We start from the raw sequence: 24611 nt of genomic DNA, 5'->3' as shown, positions 1-24611 counted from the left end.
GCCCAGGACGGTGGGGTCGGCGCGCTGGCCGATGATCAGGTCCCGGACGGCCTCGACCGCGATGTAGGGGGCGAGCAGGAAGAACGAGACGGCGACCGCCTTCTGCGCGCGGCCCTCCGCGGTCGACGACAGGGTGCGGTCGCCGGTGAACCGCCAGATCACGATGACCGCGGCCAGGCCCTCGATCACCGAGCCCAGCGCCCACCCGATAAGCGCGATCGACCCGGCGGTGGCCCCGGCGATCAATCCGAGGACACCCTCACCGGTCATCCAGGCCAGCGAGAACCACGACAGCGCCTTGGCTCGCCCGGCGGCACGGTGCCACGCCGCGCTGCGCCCTGCCGGGGTGGGCGTGGAGGCCTCGCAGCAGTCGTCCGCGCATCCGATCGGACCGGTGCGCGGCGTGGCCTGCTCGACACGTTGCACGGTGATCTGGGGGGGGCGATCTGCGCGGTGGGCCGGTTCGGGTTGCTCATGGCTGCTCCTGCGGGTCGCCGTAGATGGGACACAACGCCACGGCGTTACCGGTGGCGGCCAGGACCTGCTCGGCGGCGGCGAACAACTCCAGCAGCGAGGGCTGGGCCAGCGAGTACACCGACGCCCGCCCCACCGCGCGCACGCTGACCAGGCCGCAGTCACGCAGGCACGCCAGATGCGCCGACACCGTCGCCTGCGCCAACCCCAGCCGCGCGGTCAGGTCCACCACCCGCGCCTCCCCGTCGCCCAGCCCGCGCAGAATCGTCAACCGCACCGGATCACCCAGCGACCGGAACAACGCCGCCGCCGGGCGCAGCTCGGCGCGCACCGACTCACCCACAACATCGTCATGCGGCGATGATAACGCTGTGTGGCGTCCGAAAAGCATCGCTCCTCGCCACGCAGCGGGCCACCAGACCTGGGCAACCCATGTGCAGATGCGAACGAATACGCGGTGCGCGGCCTTGGCGGTGACCGGCCGCGCTACCTGCCGCTACTGGCGTTCCCTCGGCCGCCTGGAGCTTCCGCAGCGCGGGTGGCGGTCCATCCGATGCCAGGCAGCGAGCAGCAGCAGGACGGCGCCGAGGTAGTAGACGGCCTGGATGCCGAGGGCGACGGCGAGGGCTCCGCCGATGAGCAGGGAGATCAACCGGCCGAGCTGCCAGAGCAGGTCGAAGCTGGCGAAGATCCGGCCCCGAGCATGGTCGGGGGTGTGTGCTTGCAGCAGCGAGGTGAAGGTGACCGCGCCGCTGGAGGTGGCCAATCCGTACGCGGCGAGCCCGACCAGAGCGACGGGAAGGGCGGTGAAGCTCGCGAGGGCGATGTCGACCAGGCCGCGCAGCACGTAGGGCCCGAACACGAACGCCGGCCGGCGTGGGTCACCGATCAGCCGGGTCAGCAGGAACGGGCCGAGGGCGGCGCCGACGCCGATCGCACCCAGGAGCAACCCGAAGCCCGAGGGTGGCAGTGCGAGGTGGTCGCGGGCGAGGACGACAAGCAGCGCACTGGTCGCACCGGCCGACAGGGCGGCAAGCAGCTGCCCGGCGCCCAGCGCCCGCAGCAGCCGGTCGGCGGCCAGCAGCCGCACCCCGGCGGCGGCGTCGGCGAAGAACCCGCGACGTCGGGTCGGTGTCGGGGTGGCGGGGAGCCGCAGTCCGACCAGCACGAGGGCGCTGAGCGCGAAACTGGCGGAGTTGATCCCGAACGCCGGGCCGGCGCCGAGCGCGCTGTAGAGGATCCCGGCCAGCGGGGCCAGCGCGATCTGCGACAGCACCGCCGCGGTCCAGATACCGCTGTTGGCCGCGACCAGTTCGGTGTCGGTCACGAGCGTGGGTAGGGCGCTGCCCGCGGCGGGGTTGAACGCCACCGCGCCGACCGAGAGCCCGAATGCGATCGCGTACACAGCGACCACGTTGTGCCCGAGGAAGATCAGCGAGCCGGCCAGCACGGCGCGCCACACATCGGCGGCGACCATCACCGCCACTCGGGGCAGCCGGTCGACCAGCGTGCCGGCCAGCGGGGCCAGCGCGAGCACCGGGATGATCTCGGCGAACACGACCGCGCTGACCCCCAGCGCTGTCCCGGTGAGGTCGAACACCAGCAGGGCCAGGGCCACGGTGGCGAACACATCTCCGGCTTGCGACACCGTGCGCGCGGACCACAACCGGCGGTAGCCGGGGTGGGCGAACACCGCGCGCAGCCCGACCCGCGATGACGGGGCGCGGGTCACGAAGACGTCAGCCCGGCCGGTGCGGCTGGAGCGAGCGTGGTGATCAGACAGGCCCCTGCGGCCGGCGGCCGGCAGATCTCGGCGATGGTCACGGTGCTCCTGTCGATGAGGCTCGTTGGGGGGCGCGGCGCGGCGCGGCGTCGCGGGTCCGGGTCGTTGGTGATCTCGTCGGTGGGTTGGTCGAGTTTTCACCGGATCAGGTGGGGCAACAGGCGCGGGCATGGTTCACGCATCGCGCCGGCGCACGCGCGGGCACTGCACGGTGACGACGGGGGTGCCGCTGCGCCGGCCGGTGCCCCGCCCGCGCGGGCGTGGGTCAGGGGAGCTTGGTGTCCGGGTTGCGGGCGGCGAGGCGTTCGACGAGGCCGGCGGCGAACCGGTCGTGTCGTTCGATGTTCAGTCCGGCGGCTCGGACCAGTTCGATGGGGCGGCGTTGGAAGTGTTCCCCGCCCAGTGGCACGCTGGCCAGCTCGGCGAGGCGTTGCACCGCTCGCAAGGCCGGGTGCGGGGCGACGACGTGATCGGCGAGCAGCAGAAGCCCACCCGGGCGCAGGACCCGCACCATCTCGGTGACCGCGCGGCGGTGATCGGGTATGGCGCATAGCGAGAAGGTGCACACGACGGTGTCGAAGCTCGAGTCGGGGAACTCGAGTGCTTCGGCGTCGCCGGTCCGCAGGTCGACGGTGCGGTGCTGCTCGTGGGCGCGTCGCCGGGCGAGCTCGAGCATCGCCGGACTCAGCTCGATCCCGGTCAGGGTGATTGGGTCGGGATAGTGGCGCAGGTTCAGCCCGGTGCCGATGGCCACCTCCAAGACGTGTCCAGTGGCCTGCGCGCACACCCAATCGCGAGTGTCGCCGAACAGGACGCGGTCCATGAAGCCCATCTGGCGGTCGTAGCCGCGGACCTGTCGGTCCCAGTGCCGCCGCCAACGTTGGCGCTGCTGGAGGGTGGGCGCTAACCCACGGCGAGTTCGATCCGCCTTCTTACCGCGTGCCCGTCGCATGACTCACCCTTCCACCTCATGACGGTGTGTCGACCGTCTCTCTGGCTGAACCTACCCCCCCTGGGGTGGGGTGTAGGGTCTGCGGTGTGGATACCCATCAGCGGTCGGTGATCAACCGGCTGAAGACCGCCCGGGGTCAGATCACCGGGATCGTGTCGATCATCGAGGCGGACGCGTACTGCCCGGATGTGATGAAGCAGCTCTCGGCGGTGCAGGGCCTGTTGGAGGGCGCGAGCCGGATCATGTTGCGCCGCCACCTGGAGACCTGTGTCGCGAAGGCGATGCAGGAGGGCCGGACCGCGGAGATCGTCGATGAGCTGATGGAGACGTTGAAGTTCGACAGGCACGTCTTCCGCCCGCCGCAGGTCTCCGAGGACGACCTCGCGGCAGCCGAGCCGGAGGGGAACGACCATGCCTGACACGGCCACCCACACCGCTACCCGCCCGGACACCACCGACACGACCGCGGGGCACGCGGAGGGCCCGGGGGACCGCGGGTCGGCGACGTTGGACTTCGCGGTGCGCGGGATGACCTGCGGATCGTGCGCCAACCGGGTGCAGCGCACGCTGGGCAAGCAGCCCGGGGTGGAGCGGGCGGAGGTCAACTTTGCCACCGCCACCGCGCACGTGGTCCTGGCGGCGGAACCTGCCGCATCCGAGGCGCTGCGGGCGGCGGTGGCGAAGGCGGGCTACCAGCTCGACGCGCCGCCGGCCCCGGCCGGCGCGGACGGCGGCGGCGGGGACCCGGCGGGGGAGGACGACGAGGCGGCGGTGCAGCGGTCGTGGTTGTGGCGGGTGTTGCTGGCCTGGCCGCTGGGGCTCGCGACGATGGTGATCGCGTTCTGGCCGGGTCTGCTCGAACAGGCGTGGGCGCCGTGGCTGGAGCTGGGGTTGGCCACCCCGGTGCAGTTCGTGGTCGGGTGGCCGTTCCTGCGTGAGGCCGCGCGCCGTGCCCGGGCGCGGTCGGCGAGCATGGACACGCTGATTGCGATCGGCACCCTGACCGCGTACACGTTCTCGCTGGTGGAGCTGTTGCGCGGGCGCACCGAGCTGTACTTCGAGACCGCCGCGCTGCTGATCGCGTTCCTGGCGCTCGGCCGGTACTTCGAGGTCCGTGCGCGTCGCAGGGCCGGGAAGGCCATCAAGGCGTTGCTGGAGCTGGGCGCGAAGGAGGCCCGCGTGCTGCGGGACGGGGTCGAGGTGATGGTCCCGGCCGAGCAGGTCCGGGTCGGGGACCTGCTGCGGATCAGGCCGGGGGAGAAGGTCCCCACCGACGGTGAGGTCGTGGACGGGTCCTCGGCGGTGGACGAGTCCATGCTGACCGGTGAATCCGTGCCGGTCGACAAGGCGCCCGGGGCGAGCGTGGTCGGGGCGACGGTGAACACCAGCGGCGTGCTCACCGTGCGTGCGACGGCGGTCGGCTCGGACACGGCGCTGGCCCAGATCGTGGCGCTGGTGTCCGCGGCGCAGGCCGGGAAGGGCCGGGCACAGCGCCTGGCCGACCGGGTCTCGGCGATCTTCGTACCCACCGTGATCGGGCTCGCGGCCGCCACCTTCGTCGGCTGGTGGCTGCTGGCCGGGGACCCGGTCAAGGGCTTGATCGCCGCGGTCGCGGTGCTGATCGTGGCGTGCCCGTGCGCGCTCGGGCTGGCCACCCCGGTGGCGATCATGGTCGGCACCGGGCGCGGCGCGAGCCTCGGCATTCTGATCAAGGGTGTGGAGGTGCTGGAACGTACCCGGAAGATCACCACGGTGGTGTTCGACAAGACCGGCACCCTGACCAAGGGCGAGATGGCCCTGACCGACACCGAACCCGGCGACGGGACCGACCCGGCCGAGCTGCTGCGCCGGGCCGGGGCGGTGGAGGCCGACAGCGAGCACCCGATCGGGCACGCCATCGCCGCCGCCGCACGGCAGGCGTACGGCGCGCTGCCCGCGGTGACCGGGTTCGACTCGGTGGCCGGGCACGGGGTGCGCGCTGACGTCGAGGGCGTCACGGTGTGGGTGGGGCGGCGCAAGCTGGCCGCCGAGGCCGGTCTCACCCTGCCCGACGAGCTGACCCGCATTGCGGAGGAGCTGGAGGGCCAGGGCCGCACGGCGGTGTTCGCCGGCTGGGATGGGCGGGTCCGCGGGGTGCTCGCGGTGGCCGACACCCTCAAGGACGGTGCCGCCGACACCGTCGCGGAGCTGCACCGGATGGGCCTGAAGGTCGCGATGATCACCGGGGACAACGCGCGGACGGCCCGCGCGGTCGCCGACCGGGTGGGGATCGACACGGTGCTGGCCGAGGTGCTGCCCGCGGACAAGCAGTCCGAGGTGGCGCGGCTGCAGGCCGCCGGTGAGGTGGTGGCGATGGTCGGGGACGGCGTCAACGACGCCCCCGCGCTGGTGGCCGCCGATCTCGGGATCGCGATCGGCACCGGCACCGGCACCGATGTGGCCATCGAGTCCTCGGATCTGACTCTGATGCGCGGTGACCTGGGCGGGGTGGCGACCGCGATCCGGCTCTCGCGCCGTACCTACCGCACGATCTGGCAGAATCTGGGGTGGGCGTTCGGCTACAACGTGGCGCTGATCCCGCTGGCTGCGCTCGGGCTGCTCAACCCGATCTTCGCCGGCGCGGCGATGGGGTTCTCCTCAGTCAGCGTGGTCGCGAACTCGCTGCGGCTGCTGCGCTTCCGCGACCCCCGCACCGCCACGTCCCGCCGACCCACCGCACAGGCCACACCGCCAGCGACGCCCGGGCAGCGCAGCGCGACGCGGACTACCTGCGGGTGCACCTGAGCACCGGTGGCTGGGTCGAGGGCCACCGCCGCAGCTCCACCGGGAGCAACGAGCGGGTCCTGCTGCTCGACCCCGTCACGGTCCACCACCCCGACGGCGGTGCACGCCCACCGCGGGCCGTCGATGGTTTCGTCCCGGCTTGCGACACCGAGCGCATCGAGGTGCTCACCGCACCCGGCGCTGCCCCCGCCCCCCGGTTCAACCGTTGCCCGCGCGCTACAGGAGTCCGCTGATGCCCATGCTTCCCGAGGAGATCACCGCCACCGCACTGCGGCCCCGCTGGCGCGGGTATGACCGCGCGCAGGTCCAGACCATGCTGGGTCGGGTCGGCACCGACTACACCGGGGCCATCGACAAAATCGCCGACACCGCCGCGGACCGGGCCCGTGTGCGCACCGAGTGCGACGAGCTGCAGCGTCGTCTCGACGCGGCCACCGCGTCCGCGGGCGCCGACGCAGCCCGGGCCCGCACCGAGGCCGACGCGGATGCCGCGGCTATCCGGGCCCGCACCGATCAGGCGGTATCGCTGGTGATGCGGCAGGCCGAAGAGGCCGCGGAGGCGCTGACCCGTCGCGCGCAGGCGCTGCATGCCGCCGCGCAGGCCGACGCCGACGCGGCCCGGGCGCGTCTGGATGAGGCCGACCGCCGTGCGCGGCAGCTCGAGGACGCCGCGCGGGACCGGTGGGAGGCGCTGCGCGCCGAGACCGAGGCCCGCTTCGAGCAGCTGCAGATCGCCGAGCGGCGCTTCGTCGACCGGACCCGCCACATCGAGACCGCGCTGGGTGCGCTGCGCTCCCAAGTGGGTCTGCTCGATCAGGTCCACCGGATCGAGCAGAGCCTCACTGCGGTCCGCGCCGACAGCCCTGCAGGCCCGGCCAGCGGCCCGGACAGCGAGCACAGCAACGGTCACCAGCGCTGACGGGCAGCTGACGGGCAGGTGATGGTCATCGGTACCCGGCAGGGTGGGCTGCGGTATCCGGAGCGATACGGCATCGGCGGACCGCATCGGAGCGCCGGCATGTGATCCGGGTGATGGTGGTCGATGACCACGCCTCGGTGCGGCGGCTGGTGACCAGGATCCTGGCCGCTGAGCCGGACATCGAGGTGGTTGCTGACTGCGCCGGCCGCGAGCAAGCCGTCCGCGTGGTCGCCGACGCCCATCCGCAGGTGATCCTGATGGATCTCGCGATGCCCGGGATGGACGGCGCCGCCGCCGCCGCGCAGATCCTGCACCAGCGTCGCGACATCCGGATCTGGCTGCACACCGCCACCCCGCAGGACCCGCGCATCGACCTCGCGCTGGCCGCGGGCGCCGTCGGGGTCCTCCCCAAGTCCGGCGACCCGCGGGCGATGCTGGCCGCGGTCCGATCACGACCGTGAGGCGCAGAAGGCCGCCGCGGCCCCGCCGCCTCCGGTTGCCCCAGCACAGACACCGGGTGGGCGGGGGCAACGTGATCAGGTCTCGGGGTGGGCGGTGTAGCCGAGGTCCCCGATCGCGGCGATCACGTCGGCGGGGGTGGACTTGTCGGCGGTGAGCTCGACGGTGCTGCGGCCCTGTTTCATCGAGGTCTGGGCGCGGGTGACCCCGGGGAGGTCTTCGAGGGTGTCGTCGATGAGCAGCCCGCAGCTGGCGCAGTGCATGCCCTCGACGCGGAAGGTGTGGGTGGTCGACATGGGAGCTCCTTGGTGCGGCTGGGATGACCCCGTCGCGCGGTTGTTGGGGGGCGCCCGGGTGGATCTCAGGGGCGCGATGTGAGGCCGGGGTGGCTGGTGGTCAGGTGGCGGTGATGGTGCCGGTGTACATGCCCATGCCGCACGAGTAGCGCAGCGTCCCGGGTGGGAGAACCCCGAGGTCGATGCGGGTCTCGCCCTGCTCGGGCAGGATCACGTCCACCCCGTGGCTGGGCACCAGGAACGCCCGCACACAGCCCTGCGGGTTGTCCGAGCGCACGACCAGCGTGGTCGGGATGCCGGCGCGCACCGCGACGTTGTCGGGGCTGTACCCCACCCCCGCGGTGATCACCACCTGCTGTCGCCCGCCGTGGGTGGTGACGGTCGAGGTGTCCGCGGGTGCGGTCGGGGCGGCGAAGGCCGCCGCGACCCGGGACACCGCCAGCGGGGATCCGGCCAGCTCGAGGCCGCCGTTGAGGGTGTAGAGGCCCATCACGACCACGACCAGTCCGGTGGCCAGGGCGAGGCGGCCCCGCCAGGCCGTCGCGGCGCGGCGCGCGGCGTAGCCCAGCAGCGCGAACAACGGCGCGGTGCCGGCCACGAACAGCGCCATGATCACCGCGCCGGACAGCGCCGATCCAGAGGCCAGCGCGAGGGCCTGCACCGACAACGTCACCCCACAGGGGATGAGCACGGTCGCCAGGCCGAGCAGGGCCGGGGCCAGTGCGGATCGTGAACGGGACCGGTTGCGCACGACCCGCATCCAGGACTGCGGTGGTTCGATCACGACCCGGCGGAACCCGGGGACGCCGAGCTGGGCCAGCCCGAACACGATGATCAGGGCTCCGGCGAGCAGTTGCAGGGTGGTTCGGGCGCTGATCGAGAGCGCCGCGACGCCGCCCAGCGCGCCGAGCAGGGCACCGAGCGCGGCGTGTGAGACGAGCTTGCCGGTGAGGAACCCGCCGACCGGGGTGATGTCGTCGGCGATCCTTTGGACCCGGGTGCGGGGCGACGTCGGATCGTCGTCGGTGGCGGCGCGGTGGCGCCCCGGGGTGGCCGCAACGGCGGCGGGAAGGGCTGGGGATCCGGCGGCGGCGCGCTGCCGGGCGAGCAGGCCGGTGAGCAGGCCCCCCTGCACGGCGGCGCACGAGACACCGCCGGCGAACAGGCCGGTGGCGAGAACTGCGGTGAGGTTCACGGACAGACTCCTGCGGGAGTGGGAACGGGGGCGGGGAACACGTGCCCACGGTTCGACCCGTGAGCGCCGCGGCACGACCCTGGGGAGGGGTCGCCCGCCGGGTGGACCGCCCGGTTCTAGGTCCGCAACACGCAGAGTTCGGCCAGCGTCGGCGGCCGCGCGCAGCGCGTGATCAGCATCGGCGCGCAGCGCAGCGCCACCGCCGGCGTGTGGTGGGAGCGGGGACGGCGCAGCCAGCGCAGCGCCACGAGAACCACCATCAAGACCGTGATGCAGGCCAGCATCGACGCGCCCGACCACGGGCGCGACGACCCCACCGCGGACGACCCCACCGCGGACGACCCCACCGCGGACGACCCCACCGCGGACGACCCCACCGCGGACGACCCCACCGCGGACGACCCCACCGCGGACGACCCCGCGGCAGTCGACCCCACGGCAGACGACACCCCCGCCGAGGACTGCGCCCCGGAGGGCGCCGAGACCCGCGTGCCGACCCGGCACGGCTCGACGCCGGCTCGCACCGCGGCGCAACCGGCACCCGACGTGGGGATGTGAGCGGTAACGACGGTGGCGGTGGTGGGGGCGGTGGATGAGCCGGCGATCGGCGTTGCTGACATCCCGGCGTGACACACCGGGATGATCAGCATCAGCACGCCCGCCGCGACGACCAGGACCATCGCGAGGCGCAGGAGGAACCGTCGTGCCGCCTCGGCATGATCGGAGGGCTGCACCCAAGTAGCCTAATAGATACGGCTATACGACCGTATCCATCGCCGCGTCATTGGCCCGTTCGGGTGACACAGCGAAGCGGGTCCGCTGAGGCCGGGCCGAGGGCTGACGGTGTCAGTGGCAGAAACCGGCGGCGCCGGGAAGCACGGATGACAGGGCGGTCAGCGCCAGCGCCAGGAGCACGATCCCCACCAACACGGTCGCGGGCAGCGCGCTGCCCAGCAGAGCCAGGCCACCGGCGGGGGCACTCGTCGCGGGCTGCACCGGCAGGTCGTCGAGGTCGGGGAGGTCGGGGAGGTCGCGGTGCAGTGCGGCGAGTTCACCGATGGTCGGGGCCCGGTAGGCGGCGGCGGCCCGCTCGGAGAATTCCGTCAAGCTCAGCCGTCCCGCGGCGACATGTCGCTGCAGCCGGCGCACCATCTGCTCGCGGTCGGCGTCCGAGGCGCGCATCGTCGGATCCATCACCGCCACCTCCTTGTCGGTCATCGGGCTGCTGCGGGTCGGGTCGGGTCGGCCACCACTTGGCGGATCTCCTCGACAGAACCGAACACCCGCGGCGCGACGAGCTGCGCCGAGCCGTCGGGGCCGATCACGAAGCTGAGGGGGAGCACCCGCGGACCCCGCAGCGCCCGCTGCAGGGCGCCGTCGGGATCGGTGACCGACGGATAGTGCACGCCGAGCGAGGCCACCAGGTTCAATGCGGCGCCCGGGTCGTCCTGAACGTCGACACCGAGCACGGCGACCGCGTCCGGTTGCGCGGCGTAGGCGGCCAGCACCGGCATCTCCTCGCGACACGGCCCGCACCACGACGCCCACAGGTTCACCAACCCGGGCCGCCCGGCCAGCGCCGCACCCACGTCGACCGCGCCCGCCGCGCCCAGACACGGCACCACGATGCCCGACAACGGCCCCGACGGCCGGGCCGCTCCCGGGCGCGGGGCGGGGCAGGGCTCCATTGCGGCCCGGGCCCGCACGCCGGCCAGCGCGGCGTCGTCCGGGGCCGGCGAGGTGAGCGTCGCGGACTGCGAGAGCACCTGCGGAACCGGTCCGGGCGCCGACGCCCCGTCGTGGACGCCACCACGTGGCCACAGCGCCACCACCGCCGCGACACCGAGCACGAGCACGACGGCCGTCCACCGTGCCTCGGGACTCGACCACACCCGCTGCCGTTCGCTCATCGGAGAATTCGGCGCCCGTGCTGTGTCATCCGGCTCCCGTCACCGCAACTGAACCCATCTCCGTAGTACGACCGTAGGATAGCCGGGGTCGGCGTGTGGCCCGCGCGCTCCCCGCGATGCGCCCGTCAGCGGGTGATGCCAGTGTGGCCCAGCGAGTAGCGCCCGGGTTGCGGCCACACGGTCAGGCCGTGCGGTTCGTTCCCGACCGGGATCTTCGCCAGCAACTTCCCGTCGGTCGTGGAGAGCACATACACGACCCGGTCATAGCGGCCCGAGAGCCACAGCTGGGTGCCGTCGGCGGTCAGGTTGCCCATGTCGGGGCTGCCGCCACCGGGGATCTTCCAGGTGGCCAGCAGGGCGCCGGTGTAGGCGTCGAGCACGCTGATGGAGCCGTCGTGGCGGTTGGTGACGAAAAGCCGTGTCGCAGCGCGGTCGAGGTAGAGCCCGTGCGGGCCGAGCCCGGTGGGGATCTGGCGCAGCACCTTCGTCGCGGCCCCGTCGAGGACCCACAGGGCGTTCTGTTGGCTGTCGGCGATGTAGAACACCGATCCGTCGGGGGCCAGCTTGATGTCCTGGGGGCCCATCCGGGTGTTGCGGACCGGCATGTCGATCATGCGCAGGAGTCGGTGGGTGGCGATGTCGACGACCGCGACCCGGCCGGCGAACTCGCAGGTGAACACGGCCGTGCGCCCGTCGGGGGTGAAATCGGCGTGGTCGATGCCGGCGCAGCCTGGGGTGTCGAGGGTGTCCTGGATCTGCCAGGTGTGCGGGTCATAGAAGACCAGCTTGCGGCGCGCTTCGGCCACCGAGATCGCCGAGTGACCGTCCGGGGTGAAGTACAGGTTGTACGGGTCGGTCACCGGGATCGCCGCGCCGGGTCGCCCGGTCGCGGGGTCGAAGGGGACGAGTTTGTCGGTGGTGTCGTCACTGGCGTAGAGGGTTCTCAGGTCGTAGGAGGGGATCATGTGCTGCAGTTCCCCGCCGAGCGGGTATTTCGCGACGACCGCGAACGTGGCCGGGTCGATCACCCAGACGTCCCCGGATTTGGAGTGCGGCACGTACACCAACGGGCGGGTGGCCTTCGCGACATCGCCGAGCATGCCGGCGCCGGCGGCGGCGTAGATGTTGTGCGGGTCGGTCACCGGTGGCATGCCCGGTAGCCCGCCCGGCACGCTCGAGCCGAGGCCCGCAGCGGTCGGCGGCCCGGGAGCGGCCGCCGGCCCGGGCGGGGGACCGGTCGTGCACGCGGTCACGCCGAGCGCCACGACCATCAGCAGGACGGCGGCGAGGCGCGCCCGGGGCCGCCGAGTCATGATCGGGCCCCTCTTCTGCACCGTCATACCGCTCGCAGCGCCGGCTAGGCCCGGCCTGGTCATGACGCGAGCACGGCGTTCGTCGGGCGGGATCAGCTCAACGCCGTGATACACAGCGGGGACTGGCTCACGATCAGCGCGGCCGCGACGAGCGGCCCGATCAACAGGGCGCCCAGCGCCGCGCTCTGGGCCCGCCGCGCCGGGCCCGGGGCCGGCGGGAACAGCAGCCGCTCGACGCGGTCGGCGACCCCGACCGCGGCCGCGCCCAGCGCGGGTGCCGGGGCGGGCGGGCGCGGCCCGAGGGTGAGCGCGAGCAAGGCCCCGACGACGGTGTCGGCGGTGTGGCGCCGCGCGGCGACGTCATCGGCGCACATCTCGACCAGCCGCGCGATCTGCGCGGCGCCGTCGGTGAACAGCGCCATCCCGGGCAGGATCTTGGCTAACGCCCCGGTCAGGGCGAGCAGGTGGTGGTGGCGGCCGTTGAGGTGGGCGTGTTCGTGGGCCAGGACCGCGGCCAGCTGGGCGTCGTCCAACGCGCGCAGCGCCGGGCGGGTGATCACGATCGTGCGCCGCGGGCCGGCCACGCAGTACACGCTGCGGTGTTCGGCGTCCACGATCAGCGAGCCGCCCGGGCCCCGCGGTGCGCCACGGGCGGCGAGGTGCGCGGCGTCGGCGTGGCGCCGGGTGTGGGTGTGGGTGCCGTGCACCGCGCGCACCATGCGCCCGGCCAGTGTCACCAGCGTGGCCAGGGCCAGCGCGGCGAGCAGCGACAGCCCGGCCTGCAGCACGGTGCCGTAGCTGCCCCCGATGAGCGCTTTGAGCGTTGCGAAACACCCGGCGAGCAGGCGGTTGACGTCACCCGAGGCGCGCAGCAGATCCGATGCCAGCAGCACCGCCACCGCCACCCAGGAACCCACTACGCTGGCCATCGCGGTGACCCAGACGGCGATGCCCAGCCGTGGCACCGTCCCGGCGTGGGTGACCCGGCGCAGCAGCGGCGGCCCGAGTACCGCGACGACCATGCTGTAGGTCAGCAGGCAGGCGGCCAGACTCATCGGCCGCTCGCCCGGCCGCCGCGGGCGAGGACCTCCTGCAGCCGGGCCAGCTCGTCCTCGCTCATCTCGCCCACGAAATGGGTCAGCACCGCGTCGGAGTCCTTACCGGTGCTCCAGGCCTGCCGCATCAGTGCGGCGGTGTGCTCGTCGTGGCTGACCACCGTCTGGAACCGGTGGGCCTTGCCCACTCGCTCCCGGGTGAGGTGACCCTTGCGGTAGAGGTTGTCCATGGTCGACAGCACCGTGGTGTAGGCGATCTCCCGGTCGGTCTGGATGAGCTCCAACACCTCGCGGACGGTGCCCGACCCGTCCAGTGACCACAGCCGGTCCATCACGACCGCCTCCAGCTCTCCGAACCCGCGCACACCGCACCATCTCCCTGAAACCCGCTCGATCCCCACCGTCGACCGCGCCGCGCACTACAACACCCACCGGCGGCGACGTCCGGTCCTCACCCCCAGCATAGAGGTACGGTCTCCGTACCGAGACAGTAGATTCTGGAGTCGCTGATAGGCCCGGCGTGTCCGGGCGGGTAGCCCGCAACACGGCGCTTCCGGTGCGGCGCCTACGTCGCCGGGGCCGATGGTGGATGCACCTCGGCTCAGCGCGGCGGCGGGGACGAAGGAGAGAGGGTTCGCTGGTGATGAACGGATGGATGGCGGCCGGGATGGGGCTCTGGGGGCTCGTGCTGATCGTGGTGGTGATCGCCGTGCTGGCCCTGGCCGTGCTCGGTGGCGTCGGGTTGGTACGCGGGAGACGAGCCGGCGACGTCACGCCCGCACCCGAGGACGACGCACGCCAGCGGCTGCGGCTGCGCTACGCCGCGGGCGAGATCGACGACGAGGAGTACGAGCGCCGCCTCTCGGCGCTCACCTGGCACTGATCCGGTGTCGGCGGCAGGTCGGGGATCACTCGCGGCGTCGGAGAGTATGTGGGCGCGAAAGTTGGGGCGTTGCGCCGCCCGCACAATCCTGCTCGCCCCGCTGCTACGATCTCCGTACCGAGACCGTAGTTAGTGCTTCGAGGGGTTGGATGGTTCGGCGATGAGTCAGTTACTCGTGGGGACCACCCTGCTGGTGTCGTTCCTGGGCGGGATGGTGGCGCTGCTGGCGCCGTGCTGTGTGTCGGTGATGCTGCCGGCCTACCTCGCGACCGGGTTCCGCCAGCGCGGCGGGGTGCTGGCCGCCACCCTGGTCTTCGGTGCCGGGGTCGCCACGGTGATCCTGCCGATCGGGCTGGGTGCGGCCGCGTTGAGCCGGCTGTTCGTCGATCAGCACCTGTGGGTCTACCTGATCGGCGGGGCGGCGATGTTCCTCGGCGGGATCGCGGTGCTGGGCGGATGGTCGCCGAAGCTGCCGATGCCCGGCGGCCGCGGCGCCGCGGGCGGCGGGCTCGGCTCGGCGTATCTGCTGGGCGCGTTCTCCGGAGTGGCCAGCGCCTGCTGCGCGCCGGTCCTGGTCGGTGTCGCGGTTCTGTCCGGGGCGGCGGCGTCGTTCCCGACCGCACTGGGGATCGGCCTGGCCTACGTCGGTGGGATGGTCGCGCCGCTGGCGGTGGCCGGGCTGCTGTGGGACCGCCACCGCGACCGCGCGACCCGGCTGCTCTCCGCGCGCACGGTGCGCCTGCAGCTCGGTGGGCGGCAGCGGCAGATGCCCGTCGGGGTCCTGGCCAGCGGCCTGCTGATGATCGGGATGGGCGTGTTGTCCTGGGTGCTGGCGTTCGCCGGCCCGGGCATGGACACCGACGGCTGGCAGACCCGCCTGAGCGCCTGGCTGCAGCACACGGCCACGATCGCCGCGCAGGCGCTGTCCTGGGTGCCGGGGTGGGCGGTGGCCGCTGTGTTGGTCGCCGGCTTCGCCCTGTTGCTGCGCCGCGGCCTGCGCAACCGCACCGCTGACACCCCCGCTGTTGGCACCCCGCACGCTGACGGGGCTGCGGGCGTGGGTGCGTCTGTCCCGGGCCAGGAGCCGGACTCGGCAGATCTGGCCGACGATGAGAAGGAGCTTCGATGAATGCCAGCCGGCCCAAGTCGCCCCCGCGCGCCCGGGCGGGTCGCTCCCCGGTGCGCAGCGCGCGGCGCGCCCAGCGTTCCCGCATGCCGTGGATCGTCGCCATCCTCGTGGTGGTCGGCCTGATCGGGCTGTTCGCGATCTACAAGAGCAACTCCAGCGGTACCGCGGCCGCCAGCGATCGCTACGATGTGGGCAGCCCCGGGATCGGGGCCACGGCACCGGAGTTCCAGCTGCCCGACGCGACGGCGCCGGCCGCGGCGGGCGGTGGCCCGGCGACGACCCGGCTCAGTGACTACCGGGGCAAGACGGTGCTGCTGTACTTCCACGAGGGTCTGGGGTGCCAGCCGTGCTGGGACCAGATCCGGGACCTGCAGAAAGATCCCGCCGCGCTGCGCGCGCTGGGCGTGGATCAGCTGCTGACCATCACCAGTGGCCCGCTGGATCTCGTCGCGCAGAAGATGCACGACGACGGACTCACCGCGCCCGCGCTGGTCGACACCAACCTGGCGGTCTCGACCCAGTACCAGGCCAACCGCTACGGGATGATGGGCACCTCCCGTGACGGGCACAGCTTCGTCCTGGTCGGACCGGACGGGAAGATCGACTGGCGGGCCGACTACGGCGGCCCGCCCCGGTTCACCATGTACGTCGCACCCGATCAGCTCGCCGGTGACCTGCGCGCCGGCCGCCAGGGCTCGTGACCACGCCGATGACCCGAAAGCCCCACACCCCGGCACCGACGACCCCAGAACCGACGACCCCAGCGCCGACAACCCCAGCGCCGATGGTCGAGGTGACCGTCCTGACCCAGCCCGACTGCGGGTTCTGCGAGATCGCCCAGGCGGTGCTGGCCCGGGTCGCGCAGGACTATCCACTCGCCGTGCGCTGGATCGAGTTGGGCAGCGAGGACGGCCGCGACCTGGCCATGCGCCACGGGGTGCTGTTCGCCCCGGGCGTGCTGCTCGACGGGGAGATGTTCAGCTACGGGAGGCTCTCGGAGCGTCGGCTGCGCCGCCACCTCGCCCGCCGATCGGTTTCCGCCGACCCGGTGGGCGGCGACCAGGGCGCGCATCGCCGGTGAGCACCGTCATCCCTGCGCCGAGCGCGGCCACCCGCGCACCACGGCGCGCGCCCCGACTCCCCGCCGCCCGGCACCACCCGCGTCGCCGCCGGCCCGGCGGTGACCCAGACCTGATTGCCGCATCGGGCGCCGCGTCGGTCGAGGGCCGATGACGGTGCGCAGATCGAGCCGCCGCGCCGTCGGGGGCACCGCTGCACCCGCACCGCTCCCCGGCCTCGCACGCCACCGACCCGGCGGCGCGCGTCGGCGGCGGCTGCGCAGCGTGGCGGCCGTGGCACTGTGTGCTCTGCTGCTGACGGCGTGCGCGGGCACCAAGGACGCGGTCGCCCAAGCCAACACGTTCACCTTCGTCGCGCCGGGCGGGCAGACCCAGATCTTCTACGACCCGCCGGCGACCCGCGGGGTGGTGCGCGGGCTGTCCGGGGACAGCCTGCTCGAGCCCGGCCACACCATCGGTGTCGACGATTTCCCCGGGCAGGTCGTGGTGATCAACATCTGGGGTTCCTGGTGCGGGCCGTGCCGGGCCGAGGCCGCCGGGCTGGAGCAGACCTACCAGCAGACCCGCGCGTCGGGGGTGACGCTGCTGGGGATCGACGTGCGCGATGACCGCAACGCCGCCGCGGACTTCGTCCGCGAGCACGCCATCACCTACCCGTCGATCTTCGACAACCCCGGCCGGTCACTGCTCGCGCTGGCCGGGTTCCCCCGCAACACCGTCCCGTCGACGATCGTGCTGGACCGCCACCACCGGGTGGCGGCAGTGTTCTTGACCGCGCTACGGGTGGCGGAGCTGCTACCGGTGGTACAGCGGGTCGCGGCCGAACCGGCCGACCCAGCGGCAGCGCCCGCCGCCCGTGGGGGAGCGGGATCGTGAGCGGGTTGACCGATCTCGCGATCTCCGGGCCGCTGCTGCTGGCCACGCTGATCGCGCTTATCGCGGGCGCGGTGTCGTTCGCCTCGCCGTGCTGCCTACCGCTGGTGCCCGGCTACCTCGCCTACCTCGCCGGTCTCGCCGGCACCCCGGACGCCGCCACGCCATCGGCCACCGGCGACACCCCGACCGGCAGCCCCGGTGCGGGGGTCACCGTGGCGCCTCCGACGGGGCGGCTGCGGCTGGTGGTGGCGTCGCTGCTGTTCGTGGCCGGGTTCACCGTGGTGTTCACCGCCGGGATCATGAGCGTGCTGGGCCTCTCGGACCTGCTCTACCTGAATGCGGATGTGCTGCAACGCCTGGGTGGGGTGGTGACCATCGCCATGGGATTGGTGTTCCTCGGGCTGATCCCGCCGCTGCAGCGCGAGATGCGGATCCACCGCCGCCCCGGGCGCGGGCTGTGGGGCGCCCCGGTGTTGGGCGCGGTGTTCGGGCTGGGCTGGACCCCGTGCCTGGGCCCCACCCTGACCGGGGTCCTCGCCCTCGCGGCCGGGACGCAGGTCGGGCCGGCCACCCCGCGCGGGCTGCTGCTGGTGCTGGCCTACAGCCTCGGGCTCGGGCTGCCGTTCGTCGCGCTCGCCGTCGGCGCCGGGTGGGCGGTGCGGGCGACCGGCTGGCTGCGCCGCCACGTCCGCGCCGTGCAGATCGCCGGCGGGGTGATGCTGGTGGTCGTCGGGTTGTTGCTGGTGACCGGGCTGTGGGGTGTGTTCATCGCGTGGCTGCGGGTCCCGATCGGCGGCTTCACCACCCCCCTCTAACACCCACGCAGGGCGCCCGATCGGAGAGGCCAACGGGACACCACAGGAGGCAAGGGTATGGCGGTGATCGTGGTGGTCGACGACGAGGCGAAGATCCGTCAGCTGGTGCGCGCCTACCTGGAGCGCGAGGGCCACACGGTCATCGACGCTGCCACCGCCGCCGCGGCGGTGGAGCTGGCCGGTGCGGCGGACCTGATGATCCTCGACCTCGGCTTGCCCGACCGGTCGGGTCAGGAAGTGGCCCGCGAGGTCCGCCGCGGCGCCGACCTTCCGATCATCATGCTGACCGCCCGGGCGGGGGAAGCGGAGCGGATCGCCGGGTTGCGGTTGGGCGCCGATGACTACGTGACCAAGCCGTTCAGTCCCGGTGAGCTGGTCGCCCGGGTGGCCGCGGTGCTGCGCCGCACCGCGGGCGACGCCGCGGCTGCCGAGCTGACCAGCTACGGGGAGGGCGTGCTGCGTATCGATACCGCGCGCCGCGAGGTGAACGTCGATGACCGACCGGTTGCGTTGACCCGCTCGGAGTTCGACCTGCTCACCGCGCTCGCCGCCCGCCCGGGCCGGGTCTGGTCGCGGCGAGAGCTGACCAGCCGGGTCCGCGGGGAACGCGACGGCGACGCCGCCGAACGCGCCATCGACGCCCACGTGAAGAACCTGCGCCGCAAGCTGGGCGACCCACCCGCGGCCGCGCGGCTGGTGGCCACCGTGGCCGGAGTCGGCTACAAGCTCGGGCTCGACCGTGATGACTAGATGTTGGGGGGCGGCCGCGATCACGACGCGGCAGCGACGGGGTCGGGTCGCTCGACGGCTCGCGCTGGCGTTCACCGCGACCGCTATTGCGGCGGCCGTGCTGACGGCGATCGTGGTCAACGTGGCCTTCAGTGCCCGCTTCGATGGCTATCTCGCCACCCAGCAGCAGGCCCGCGCCCAGCAGATCGTCACCCTGCTGACCGCCGACTACCAGGCGCAGCAGGGCTGGCGGGCTCAGGCGTTGGACCGGTTGGCGCCGGGACTGGTGATGACGGGTTCCACGGTGCAGGTCCTCGGATCCGACGGTCGACTCGTGTGGTCCTTGGCCGACGCCGGGGTCGATCCCGCGATGACCGCTGTGCACCGGCAGATGATGGGGGTGCCCGACCTGACCGCGACCGTCCAGGACCCGGTGATGGTCGACGGGAGACAGGTCGGCACCGCGGTGCTGCAGGTGCCCCAGGCCGTGTCCCCGGTCGCGGACGTCGCGTTCCGCGACGGAGTGAACCGGCTGCTGCTGCTCGCCGCGGCCGGGGCCGGCGCGGTGGCGCTGCTGGTCGGGTTGCTGCTGGCCCGGCGCACCACCGGTCCGCTGGCCGAGCTGACCGCGGCCGCCGACGACCTCGCCGCCGGGCACCGCGACCGCCGCGCCCACGTGTCCTCCCCTGATGAGCTCGGGGCGCTGGCCCAGTCGTTCAACGCGATGGCCGACGCGGTGGACCACGAGGACGCGCTGCGGCAGGCCTTCGCCGCCGACATTTCCCACGAGCTTCGGACCCCGCTGGCGATCCTGCAGGGCCAACTCGAGTCCGTCCGCGACGGCATCACCGCACCCGACGCGGCGCTGATCGCGTCGCTGCACGATGAAGCGCTGCGGATGGGCCGGCTGGTCGCGGACCTGGAGACCATGGCCGACGCCGGAGCCGCCCGCTTCACCCTGCACCGCCGACCGGTAGCCCTGGCGCCCCTGGTGGGGGCCGTCCTGGACGGCCTGGCCAGTCCTGTCGCCGCACTCGGCATCAGCATCGTCCGTCGTCTCGACGAGGTCACCGTGTTCGCCGACCCGGGGCGGATCAGCCAGGTCGTCACCAACCTGGTGACCAACGCCGCCACCTACACCCCACCCGCAGGAACAATCACCATCACTCTGACCCGCGGCAGCGACGGCGCCGAGCTGGCTGTGGCCGACACCGGCCCGGGCATCCCCGACGACGAGATGGCACGCGTGTTCGAACGTTTCTTCCGGGGCGCCGCCGCCCCACCCGGGGGCTCCGGTATCGGGCTGGCGGTGGCCGCCGACCTGGTCGTCGCCCACGGCGGCAACATCAGCGTGGACAGCCGCCCCGGAAGCGGCAGCCGCTTCCTGGTCCGGCTCCCCACCACGATCCCGGCGACCTTCATCGGATCTTCATAGCCCCGACCTAGCGTCGTGGATGTCGACCGAAACTCCTCGGTCCGGCACCACGATGGAGGTACAACATGATGAAGACGAACAAGATCCGGACCGGGCTCGCCGCGGCGGTGCTGGCGATCGGACTCGGTGCCGCCGGCACCGGCGTCGCCTTCGCCGCCACCCCCGCGCCGGCACCCCCGGCCGCCGAGAGCGACACCGCCGCGCCGGCCGACCCGACCGCGCAGCTGCACCGGATGGACCAGATGATGGCGACGATGGTGGCGAGTGTGCCGGCCGATCAGCGCGCTGCCGCCACGCGCATGCACGAGCAGATGCGCCCCGCCATGACGAAGATGCTGTCGGAGGGCGGGATGAACGGGATGGGACAGATGGGCTCGGACACGCACGGCATGACCGGCGGCTGACCCGCGCGCTCGGCGCACTACGCAGGCGCCCGCCGCCTGTGTCACCCCGGGATCTCGGCTGTGAGCCGTCCCCGACACCCCGCAAAGGAGCAATCGCATGAGTCGCCAGGACGTCCTGGTCACCCCCCACTGGGCCGAGCAGAACCTCGACACCGACGGCGTTGTCTTCCTCGAGGCCCGGCTCAACATGTACCGGTGGCATGCCCGGCACCTGTTCGAGGAGGTGACCCTGCGCGCCGAGCAGCACGTCCCGACCCTCGATCTGCTCGACGTCACCCCGGAGCAGGCCGCCCGGTTCGTCCGCGCCCAGTGGCGGATGCCGGCGGCCCCCGGTGCGGCACCTGGCTCAATGGCTCGAGGCCGCCGGGTGTCTGCTGGTCGGCGAGGACTTCGCCACCGCCCGGGTGGACGGGCTCTCGCAGTGGGTGGGTGAGCACCCGGTGATCCTGTTCAACACCGCCGCTCCACCGGATCGGCTGCGCCTGACCCTGGCCCACGAGCTCGGCCACCTGGTGCTGCACGCCGATGCGCTGTCGGTCGACGACGTCGAGGCCCAGGCCAACGCGTTCGCCGGGGAGTTCCTGATGCCTGCCGAGGTGATTCGGCCGTCGCTGCGCAACCTTAAGATCGGGCGGTTGCTTGATCTCAAGCGCGAGTACGGCGTGTCGATGCAGGCCCTCGTCGAGCGCGCCTACCACTTGGGGCTGCTCAGCCCCATCCAGCGCACCAGCTTGTACAAGATGTTCAGCGCGAAGGGCTGGCGTAGCCAGGAACCGGGCAGCGACGACATCGCCGCGGAGCGCCCCGCCCTGGCGGAGTCGATCGGGCACGAACTCGGTGCCCGCGGCCTCAGTGCCGCCGAGGTTGCCGCCATCGCGGGGTTCGCCGAGCCCAAGGACAACACCCTGTTCCGCACTGGTGGACTGCGCGCGGTCTGACCGGTTCGGACGCTGAAGTCGCTGCCGGCCAGTTGGAACACCAGCCCGGTTGGCCGGCCTGTGGTGGGGGCGGGGTCGGCTCGGCTACAGCCCCGCAGGGAAGGTGTGGGGCCGCGGGGCGGTGCGCACGCCACCGAGGTCGAGCTGGATGACCGCGTGCTGGTCAAGCGCGATCGCGCGGGGGTCACCGGTCACCGGGGTCCCGTTGACATAGGCGGTGACCGGCCCGCTGGCCGGGCCGATCTGGTTGGGGCTCAGGGGCTGGTGCCAGATGTCAAAGAAGTCTCCGAGGGTGAAGGTGCGTCGCTGCGGGGACTCGATGTGGATCACACCGGTGTCGTCGTGGGTGTGCAGCCAGTAGAAGGCGCTGCCACCGTTGACGAACTGGCCGTCTCGGGAGGTGGCGAGCTGATAGGGCAGCACGATTCCGATGCCGTAGGGGATGAGCTTCGGGTTGCCGTTGATGTAGATCGCCAGGTGGGCGTGGATGTGGAACAGCACCTGTTCGGTGGAGCTGGACGCGATCCCGTCGACCGTGGCGCCGCTGGCCTGTCCGCCGGTGCTGGCCAGCAGTGCCGGGTTGGCGTCTTGCTGCGGGTTCGCGGCCGCCGTGCCGGCCCCGGGGTGGCTGAGGGTCACCCCCAGGATGACCACGACCGCCACCACGAGGACGATCGCTGCGACGCCGATCCACCAGCCGCGCCCGCTGTTGCTGCGCCGGGCCGAGGCGACGGCGGCGCGGCCGGCCCGCGTCTGCGCCGTGGTCGCTGTCTTGTCTCGGGGCTTCCTCGCCATCACGCACCTCACTCCGTCCTCGGTACAGAGACAGTAGTTGGTGTAACGACTGACCTCTCGCCGAGGTGGGGGTCCGCGAAGTAGCTGCGGTGTCGCGGCCCGTCGGACTGCTGGAGGTCGCGGCGATTGGAACCTCGTCCAGGCGAGCCCTTCCCGGATGGTGGCAACCCTCGGGGCGTGACAGGCACTCGGACACCGGCTACTGTCTCGGTACGGAGATAGTAGTTGGTAGCGGATGGTGTCGTGCCGTCCGCCGGGGGTCGAGGGAGAACCATGCAAGCGTTGCTCTACGGCGTTGCCGTGTTGGCCTGTCCGGTCGGGATGGGCGTGATGATGTGGATGATGATGCGCGGGCAGCGCACCGGCGGCGGGAACGCGGGCGGGGACGCGGGTGGGGCGCAGGCCGGTGACCCGAGCGCGCAGGTCGCGGCGTTGCGCGCGGAGATCGACCAGCTCAAGTCCGACCGGTCAGCGCAGCGCGCACCGGGCGGGCAGTGATGCCGACCTGGTTCGCCGCGGTGATCGCGGTCGCCGCGATCGCCGCCACGTACTTCTTCTGTGTCCGGCCGGCGCTGCGCGGGCGCTGCGCGATGACTGCGACACAGGGGCCCGGCGTCGAGGCTGACCGGGAGCTCGCCGAGCTGCGGGAAGAAGTGCGGGCGCTGCGCGCCCAGGACGCCCTCGACAGCGGCCGGGTTCCCAGCCGCCGGCTGACGCCCCCCACCGATGCCTGATCTGCCGCACCCGCATCCCGGGCCCGGCTGCGAGACGAGGAACCCGGTTGCCGTCGGACTGGATCGCGGCGACCGGCAGGAAGCCGAGGGTCGGTGACCAACTCCCGGAAGCGGTCGACGCCGAAGAAGCGATCCGTGAACCGACCGGCCGCGACGACTCCCGCCGCCGTGACGAGCGCGGTGGGCGACCCGCAGGAGCTGACCCGGTTGACCTCCGCGCTGGCCGCGCGGGAGGGCCGCGCCGTCACCTCAGCCCACCCCTCGGGGTTCGTTGCCGGGCCGGCTCCGCTAACCCGACGCCCGAACGACCCGGTGGAGACCGGGCCGTCCGGTGGTGAGGGACCGCACCGGGGAGCACCCGTCCCGACCATCATCACGCCGGCCGGGGTGATGCCCACCCCGGCGGCACGAGCTCGGGAGGCGACGGTGCAGGCCGTCGCCGTGGCCGGCTGCGCGGAGAAGCTCGCAGATGGTCTGCCGGGTGATGCGGTCGGACTGGCCGCCACCTATTGGCTCGACGTGGACGAGCTCGCTCTGGTGTCGACGACGTCGGCGACGGTCCGCTTCGTCGGGCGCCGGGTCGGCGCCGACGGTGACGACCCGAAGGACCGCTTCGACCGCACCGAGCAGCTCGACGGGCTACTACCCGGCAGCGGCCGGGTCTCGATCACCACCAAGGTCGTGGGTGTCCGTCCCGGCCAGTGGCAGGTCACCGCCTCCGCCGCGGTGGGCGACACCGCACGGCCCGCCGGAGTGGCGACGCGGATCCGGCCTGCGGTGGCGCGGCTGACCGCGTTGACCCGCCCGGTGGCGCTACTGCACGGCCCGGGAGTGCGACCGTGGGTCTGGCCCGTCCTGGTCCTGCTCGGTGTGCTGGTGGCCTTGGCGACGCAGGCCCTGTTGTTGCAGCGCGGAACCGGGCAGTGGGGGAGCGCGGCCGGTTTCTCGGTGGCCGCGGTCGTGGTCGGCTACCTGGCCGCGAAGATCTGGTATCTGGTTCTGCACCGCCAGGGCCTGCGGAAGTTCGTGGCCGCGGGGACCTGCATCCAGGGTTTCCTGCTCGGCGGCTTCGGGACCCTCGGGCTCGGATCGCTTCTGGTCGGGACCCCGGTCGGGGTGCTGCTCGACGCCACCACGCCCGGGGTGTTTCTCGCCATGACCATGGGGCGGCCGGGATGCTTCCTGGGCGGTTGCTGCGCGGGGCGCCCGACGTTGTCGCGGTGGGGCCTGTGGTCCTCCGACCGCCGGATCGGAGTCCGCCGCATCCCGGTGCAGCTCCTCGAGGCAGCCATCTCACTACTGATCGCCGTCGCGGCGCTGGCCCTGGTGTTGGCCGGTCGGTTGCCACTGCCCGGGGCGCTGTTCGTCGGCGCCCTCGCCATCTACACCGTGGCCCGGCAGCTGCTGTTTCCGCTGCGGGGCGAACCGCGCCGAACCTCGGCCGGGCGACTGCTCACCCTCGCCGCCGCCGCGCTGGTCGCCGTGCTCGCGGTTCTCGGGTCGCTCCTCGCGGCATAGCCGCAGAACGACTCTGACCCGAATCCGGCTCCGTGCCCCATCCAGCAGGCCGCGATGTTCAAGGGGCGCAGGTGTGCGCACGACTGCTCAACCGCGTCGACTACCGTCTCGGTACGGAGGTAGGAGATGTGGCTGG

Annotated in this window: 32 protein-coding genes; 20 read left to right on the top strand and 12 right to left on the bottom strand. The window is 72.7% G+C overall.

What is annotated here, in order from left to right; genetic code table 11:
- Nucleotides 1–472: 472 nt before the first annotated feature.
- The 3 genes from ACFPFQ_RS38050 to ACFPFQ_RS38040 form a co-directional block, all read right to left on the bottom strand.
- Entirely contained in the window at nt 473–865 is a 393-nt protein-coding gene (locus tag ACFPFQ_RS38050) for an ArsR/SmtB family transcription factor (protein WP_417715047.1), read from the bottom strand.
- 105 nt (nt 866–970) lie between these two features.
- Nucleotides 971–2206, bottom strand: coding sequence for an MFS transporter (locus ACFPFQ_RS38045; protein WP_379627811.1), 1236 nt, complete (start codon nt 2204–2206; stop codon nt 971–973).
- 316 nt (nt 2207–2522) lie between these two features.
- Nucleotides 2523–3089: a class I SAM-dependent methyltransferase gene (locus tag ACFPFQ_RS38040; RefSeq protein WP_379627809.1), complete on the bottom strand. Its 567-nt coding sequence runs from the start codon at nt 3087–3089 to the stop codon at nt 2523–2525.
- A 206-nt stretch (nt 3090–3295) separates the two neighbouring features.
- On the opposite strand from ACFPFQ_RS38040, the gene ACFPFQ_RS38035 reads away from it, so the two are divergent.
- From ACFPFQ_RS38035 to ACFPFQ_RS38015, 5 genes are all read left to right on the top strand, one after another.
- Complete coding sequence (locus tag ACFPFQ_RS38035; RefSeq protein ID WP_379627808.1) at nt 3296–3628, top strand: metal-sensitive transcriptional regulator; 333 nt, start codon at nt 3296–3298, stop codon at nt 3626–3628.
- A complete protein-coding gene (locus ACFPFQ_RS38030; protein ID WP_379627806.1) occupies nt 3621–5993 on the top strand; it encodes a heavy metal translocating P-type ATPase in 2373 nt (790 codons plus the stop codon). Before ACFPFQ_RS38035 ends, ACFPFQ_RS38030 begins: the two co-directional genes overlap by 8 nt.
- Nucleotides 5984–6226 (top strand): hypothetical protein, encoded by a 243-nt coding sequence (locus ACFPFQ_RS38025; RefSeq protein WP_379627804.1) that lies wholly within the window; start codon nt 5984–5986, stop codon nt 6224–6226. The genes ACFPFQ_RS38030 and ACFPFQ_RS38025 overlap by 10 nt, the downstream gene beginning before the upstream one ends.
- Nucleotides 6226–6912, top strand: a complete 687-nt coding sequence (locus ACFPFQ_RS38020; protein WP_379627802.1) for a DivIVA domain-containing protein — start codon at nt 6226–6228, stop codon at nt 6910–6912. Before ACFPFQ_RS38025 ends, ACFPFQ_RS38020 begins: the two co-directional genes overlap by 1 nt.
- Nucleotides 6913–7025: 113 nt before the next feature.
- A complete protein-coding gene (locus ACFPFQ_RS38015) occupies nt 7026–7373 on the top strand; it encodes a response regulator (RefSeq protein ID WP_379627801.1) in 348 nt (115 codons plus the stop codon).
- A gap of 75 nt (nt 7374–7448) precedes the next feature.
- Here the strand turns inward: ACFPFQ_RS38015 and ACFPFQ_RS38010 are convergent, their stop codons facing one another.
- The 3 genes from ACFPFQ_RS38010 to ACFPFQ_RS38000 all read right to left on the bottom strand — a co-directional run bounded on the left by ACFPFQ_RS38010 (nt 7449) and on the right by ACFPFQ_RS38000 (nt 9122).
- A complete protein-coding gene (locus tag ACFPFQ_RS38010) occupies nt 7449–7667 on the bottom strand; it encodes a cation transporter (RefSeq protein WP_379627799.1) in 219 nt (72 codons plus the stop codon).
- Between the two features lie 100 nt (nt 7668–7767).
- On the bottom strand, nt 7768–8862 hold the full coding sequence (locus ACFPFQ_RS38005; protein WP_379627797.1) for a sulfite exporter TauE/SafE family protein: 1095 nt from the start codon (nt 8860–8862) through the stop codon (nt 7768–7770).
- Nucleotides 8863–8978: 116 nt separating this feature from the next.
- Entirely contained in the window at nt 8979–9122 is a 144-nt protein-coding gene (locus ACFPFQ_RS38000) for a hypothetical protein (protein ID WP_379627795.1), read from the bottom strand.
- A gap of 7 nt (nt 9123–9129) precedes the next feature.
- On the opposite strand from ACFPFQ_RS38000, the gene ACFPFQ_RS37995 reads away from it, so the two are divergent.
- Complete coding sequence (locus tag ACFPFQ_RS37995; protein ID WP_379627794.1) at nt 9130–9420, top strand: hypothetical protein; 291 nt, start codon at nt 9130–9132, stop codon at nt 9418–9420.
- 288 nt (nt 9421–9708) lie between these two features.
- Here ACFPFQ_RS37995 and ACFPFQ_RS37990 read toward each other — a convergent pair whose 3' ends face one another.
- The 5 genes from ACFPFQ_RS37990 to ACFPFQ_RS37970 form a co-directional block, all read right to left on the bottom strand.
- Nucleotides 9709–10080 (bottom strand): DUF1707 SHOCT-like domain-containing protein, encoded by a 372-nt coding sequence (locus tag ACFPFQ_RS37990; protein WP_379627792.1) that lies wholly within the window; start codon nt 10078–10080, stop codon nt 9709–9711.
- Nucleotides 10077–10772 carry a TlpA family protein disulfide reductase gene (locus ACFPFQ_RS37985; RefSeq protein WP_379627790.1) on the bottom strand — a complete coding sequence of 232 codons (696 nt, stop codon included), beginning with the start codon at nt 10770–10772 and terminating at the stop codon, nt 10077–10079. The genes ACFPFQ_RS37990 and ACFPFQ_RS37985 overlap by 4 nt, the downstream gene beginning before the upstream one ends.
- 125 nt (nt 10773–10897) lie before the next feature.
- Nucleotides 10898–12085, bottom strand: a complete 1188-nt coding sequence (locus tag ACFPFQ_RS37980) for a YncE family protein (RefSeq protein ID WP_379627789.1) — start codon at nt 12083–12085, stop codon at nt 10898–10900.
- Between the two features lie 92 nt (nt 12086–12177).
- Nucleotides 12178–13140, bottom strand: a complete 963-nt coding sequence (locus ACFPFQ_RS37975) for a M56 family metallopeptidase (RefSeq protein ID WP_379627787.1) — start codon at nt 13138–13140, stop codon at nt 12178–12180.
- Nucleotides 13137–13505 (bottom strand): BlaI/MecI/CopY family transcriptional regulator, encoded by a 369-nt coding sequence (locus ACFPFQ_RS37970; protein WP_379627786.1) that lies wholly within the window; start codon nt 13503–13505, stop codon nt 13137–13139. Before ACFPFQ_RS37970 ends, ACFPFQ_RS37975 begins: the two co-directional genes overlap by 4 nt.
- 278 nt (nt 13506–13783) lie before the next feature.
- Between ACFPFQ_RS37970 and ACFPFQ_RS37965 the strand changes: the two genes are divergently transcribed.
- From ACFPFQ_RS37965 to ACFPFQ_RS37915, 11 genes are all read left to right on the top strand, one after another.
- Nucleotides 13784–14023, top strand: coding sequence for an SHOCT domain-containing protein (locus ACFPFQ_RS37965; protein ID WP_379627784.1), 240 nt, complete (start codon nt 13784–13786; stop codon nt 14021–14023).
- Between the two features lie 160 nt (nt 14024–14183).
- Nucleotides 14184–15152: a cytochrome c biogenesis CcdA family protein gene (locus tag ACFPFQ_RS37960; RefSeq protein WP_379627782.1), complete on the top strand. Its 969-nt coding sequence runs from the start codon at nt 14184–14186 to the stop codon at nt 15150–15152.
- Entirely contained in the window at nt 15149–15853 is a 705-nt protein-coding gene (locus tag ACFPFQ_RS37955; RefSeq protein WP_379627780.1) for a redoxin domain-containing protein, read from the top strand. The genes ACFPFQ_RS37960 and ACFPFQ_RS37955 overlap by 4 nt, the downstream gene beginning before the upstream one ends.
- Before the next feature lie 83 nt (nt 15854–15936).
- Nucleotides 15937–16233 carry a glutaredoxin family protein gene (locus ACFPFQ_RS37950; protein WP_417715046.1) on the top strand — a complete coding sequence of 99 codons (297 nt, stop codon included), beginning with the start codon at nt 15937–15939 and terminating at the stop codon, nt 16231–16233.
- Nucleotides 16234–16381: 148 nt separating this feature from the next.
- Nucleotides 16382–17107, top strand: coding sequence for a TlpA family protein disulfide reductase (locus ACFPFQ_RS37945; protein WP_379627776.1), 726 nt, complete (start codon nt 16382–16384; stop codon nt 17105–17107).
- Nucleotides 17104–17922: a cytochrome c biogenesis CcdA family protein gene (locus ACFPFQ_RS37940; protein WP_379627774.1), complete on the top strand. Its 819-nt coding sequence runs from the start codon at nt 17104–17106 to the stop codon at nt 17920–17922. Before ACFPFQ_RS37945 ends, ACFPFQ_RS37940 begins: the two co-directional genes overlap by 4 nt.
- A gap of 57 nt (nt 17923–17979) precedes the next feature.
- Nucleotides 17980–18672, top strand: coding sequence for a response regulator transcription factor (locus tag ACFPFQ_RS37935; protein WP_379627773.1), 693 nt, complete (start codon nt 17980–17982; stop codon nt 18670–18672).
- Nucleotides 18673–18769: 97 nt separating this feature from the next.
- Nucleotides 18770–20086 carry a HAMP domain-containing sensor histidine kinase gene (locus tag ACFPFQ_RS37930; RefSeq protein ID WP_379627771.1) on the top strand — a complete coding sequence of 439 codons (1317 nt, stop codon included), beginning with the start codon at nt 18770–18772 and terminating at the stop codon, nt 20084–20086.
- 65 nt (nt 20087–20151) lie between these two features.
- Nucleotides 20152–20490: a hypothetical protein gene (locus tag ACFPFQ_RS37925; protein WP_379627769.1), complete on the top strand. Its 339-nt coding sequence runs from the start codon at nt 20152–20154 to the stop codon at nt 20488–20490.
- A gap of 97 nt (nt 20491–20587) precedes the next feature.
- Nucleotides 20588–20923, top strand: coding sequence for a hypothetical protein (locus tag ACFPFQ_RS37920; protein WP_379627768.1), 336 nt, complete (start codon nt 20588–20590; stop codon nt 20921–20923).
- Nucleotides 20823–21428, top strand: a complete 606-nt coding sequence (locus ACFPFQ_RS37915) for an ImmA/IrrE family metallo-endopeptidase (RefSeq protein ID WP_379627767.1) — start codon at nt 20823–20825, stop codon at nt 21426–21428. The genes ACFPFQ_RS37920 and ACFPFQ_RS37915 overlap by 101 nt, the downstream gene beginning before the upstream one ends.
- A gap of 84 nt (nt 21429–21512) precedes the next feature.
- On the opposite strand, the gene ACFPFQ_RS37910 is transcribed toward ACFPFQ_RS37915, so the two are convergent.
- Complete coding sequence (locus ACFPFQ_RS37910; protein ID WP_379627765.1) at nt 21513–22223, bottom strand: hypothetical protein; 711 nt, start codon at nt 22221–22223, stop codon at nt 21513–21515.
- 273 nt (nt 22224–22496) lie between these two features.
- Here ACFPFQ_RS37910 and ACFPFQ_RS37905 point away from each other — a divergent pair, with 273 nt between their 5' ends.
- The 3 genes from ACFPFQ_RS37905 (at nt 22497) to ACFPFQ_RS37895 (ending at nt 24475) form a co-directional block, all read left to right on the top strand.
- Entirely contained in the window at nt 22497–22721 is a 225-nt protein-coding gene (locus ACFPFQ_RS37905; RefSeq protein ID WP_379627763.1) for a hypothetical protein, read from the top strand.
- Nucleotides 22721–22957 carry a hypothetical protein gene (locus ACFPFQ_RS37900; RefSeq protein ID WP_379627762.1) on the top strand — a complete coding sequence of 79 codons (237 nt, stop codon included), beginning with the start codon at nt 22721–22723 and terminating at the stop codon, nt 22955–22957. Before ACFPFQ_RS37905 ends, ACFPFQ_RS37900 begins: the two co-directional genes overlap by 1 nt.
- Nucleotides 22958–23092: 135 nt before the next feature.
- Nucleotides 23093–24475, top strand: coding sequence for a prolipoprotein diacylglyceryl transferase family protein (locus tag ACFPFQ_RS37895; RefSeq protein WP_379627760.1), 1383 nt, complete (start codon nt 23093–23095; stop codon nt 24473–24475).
- The last annotated feature ends 136 nt before the right edge of the window (nt 24476–24611 follow it).

It is taken from the genome of Pseudonocardia sp. GCM10023141 (assembly GCF_042653605.1).
Note: the sequence above shows the minus strand (reverse complement) of the source record. Positions and strands in the feature narration are given on the sequence as shown.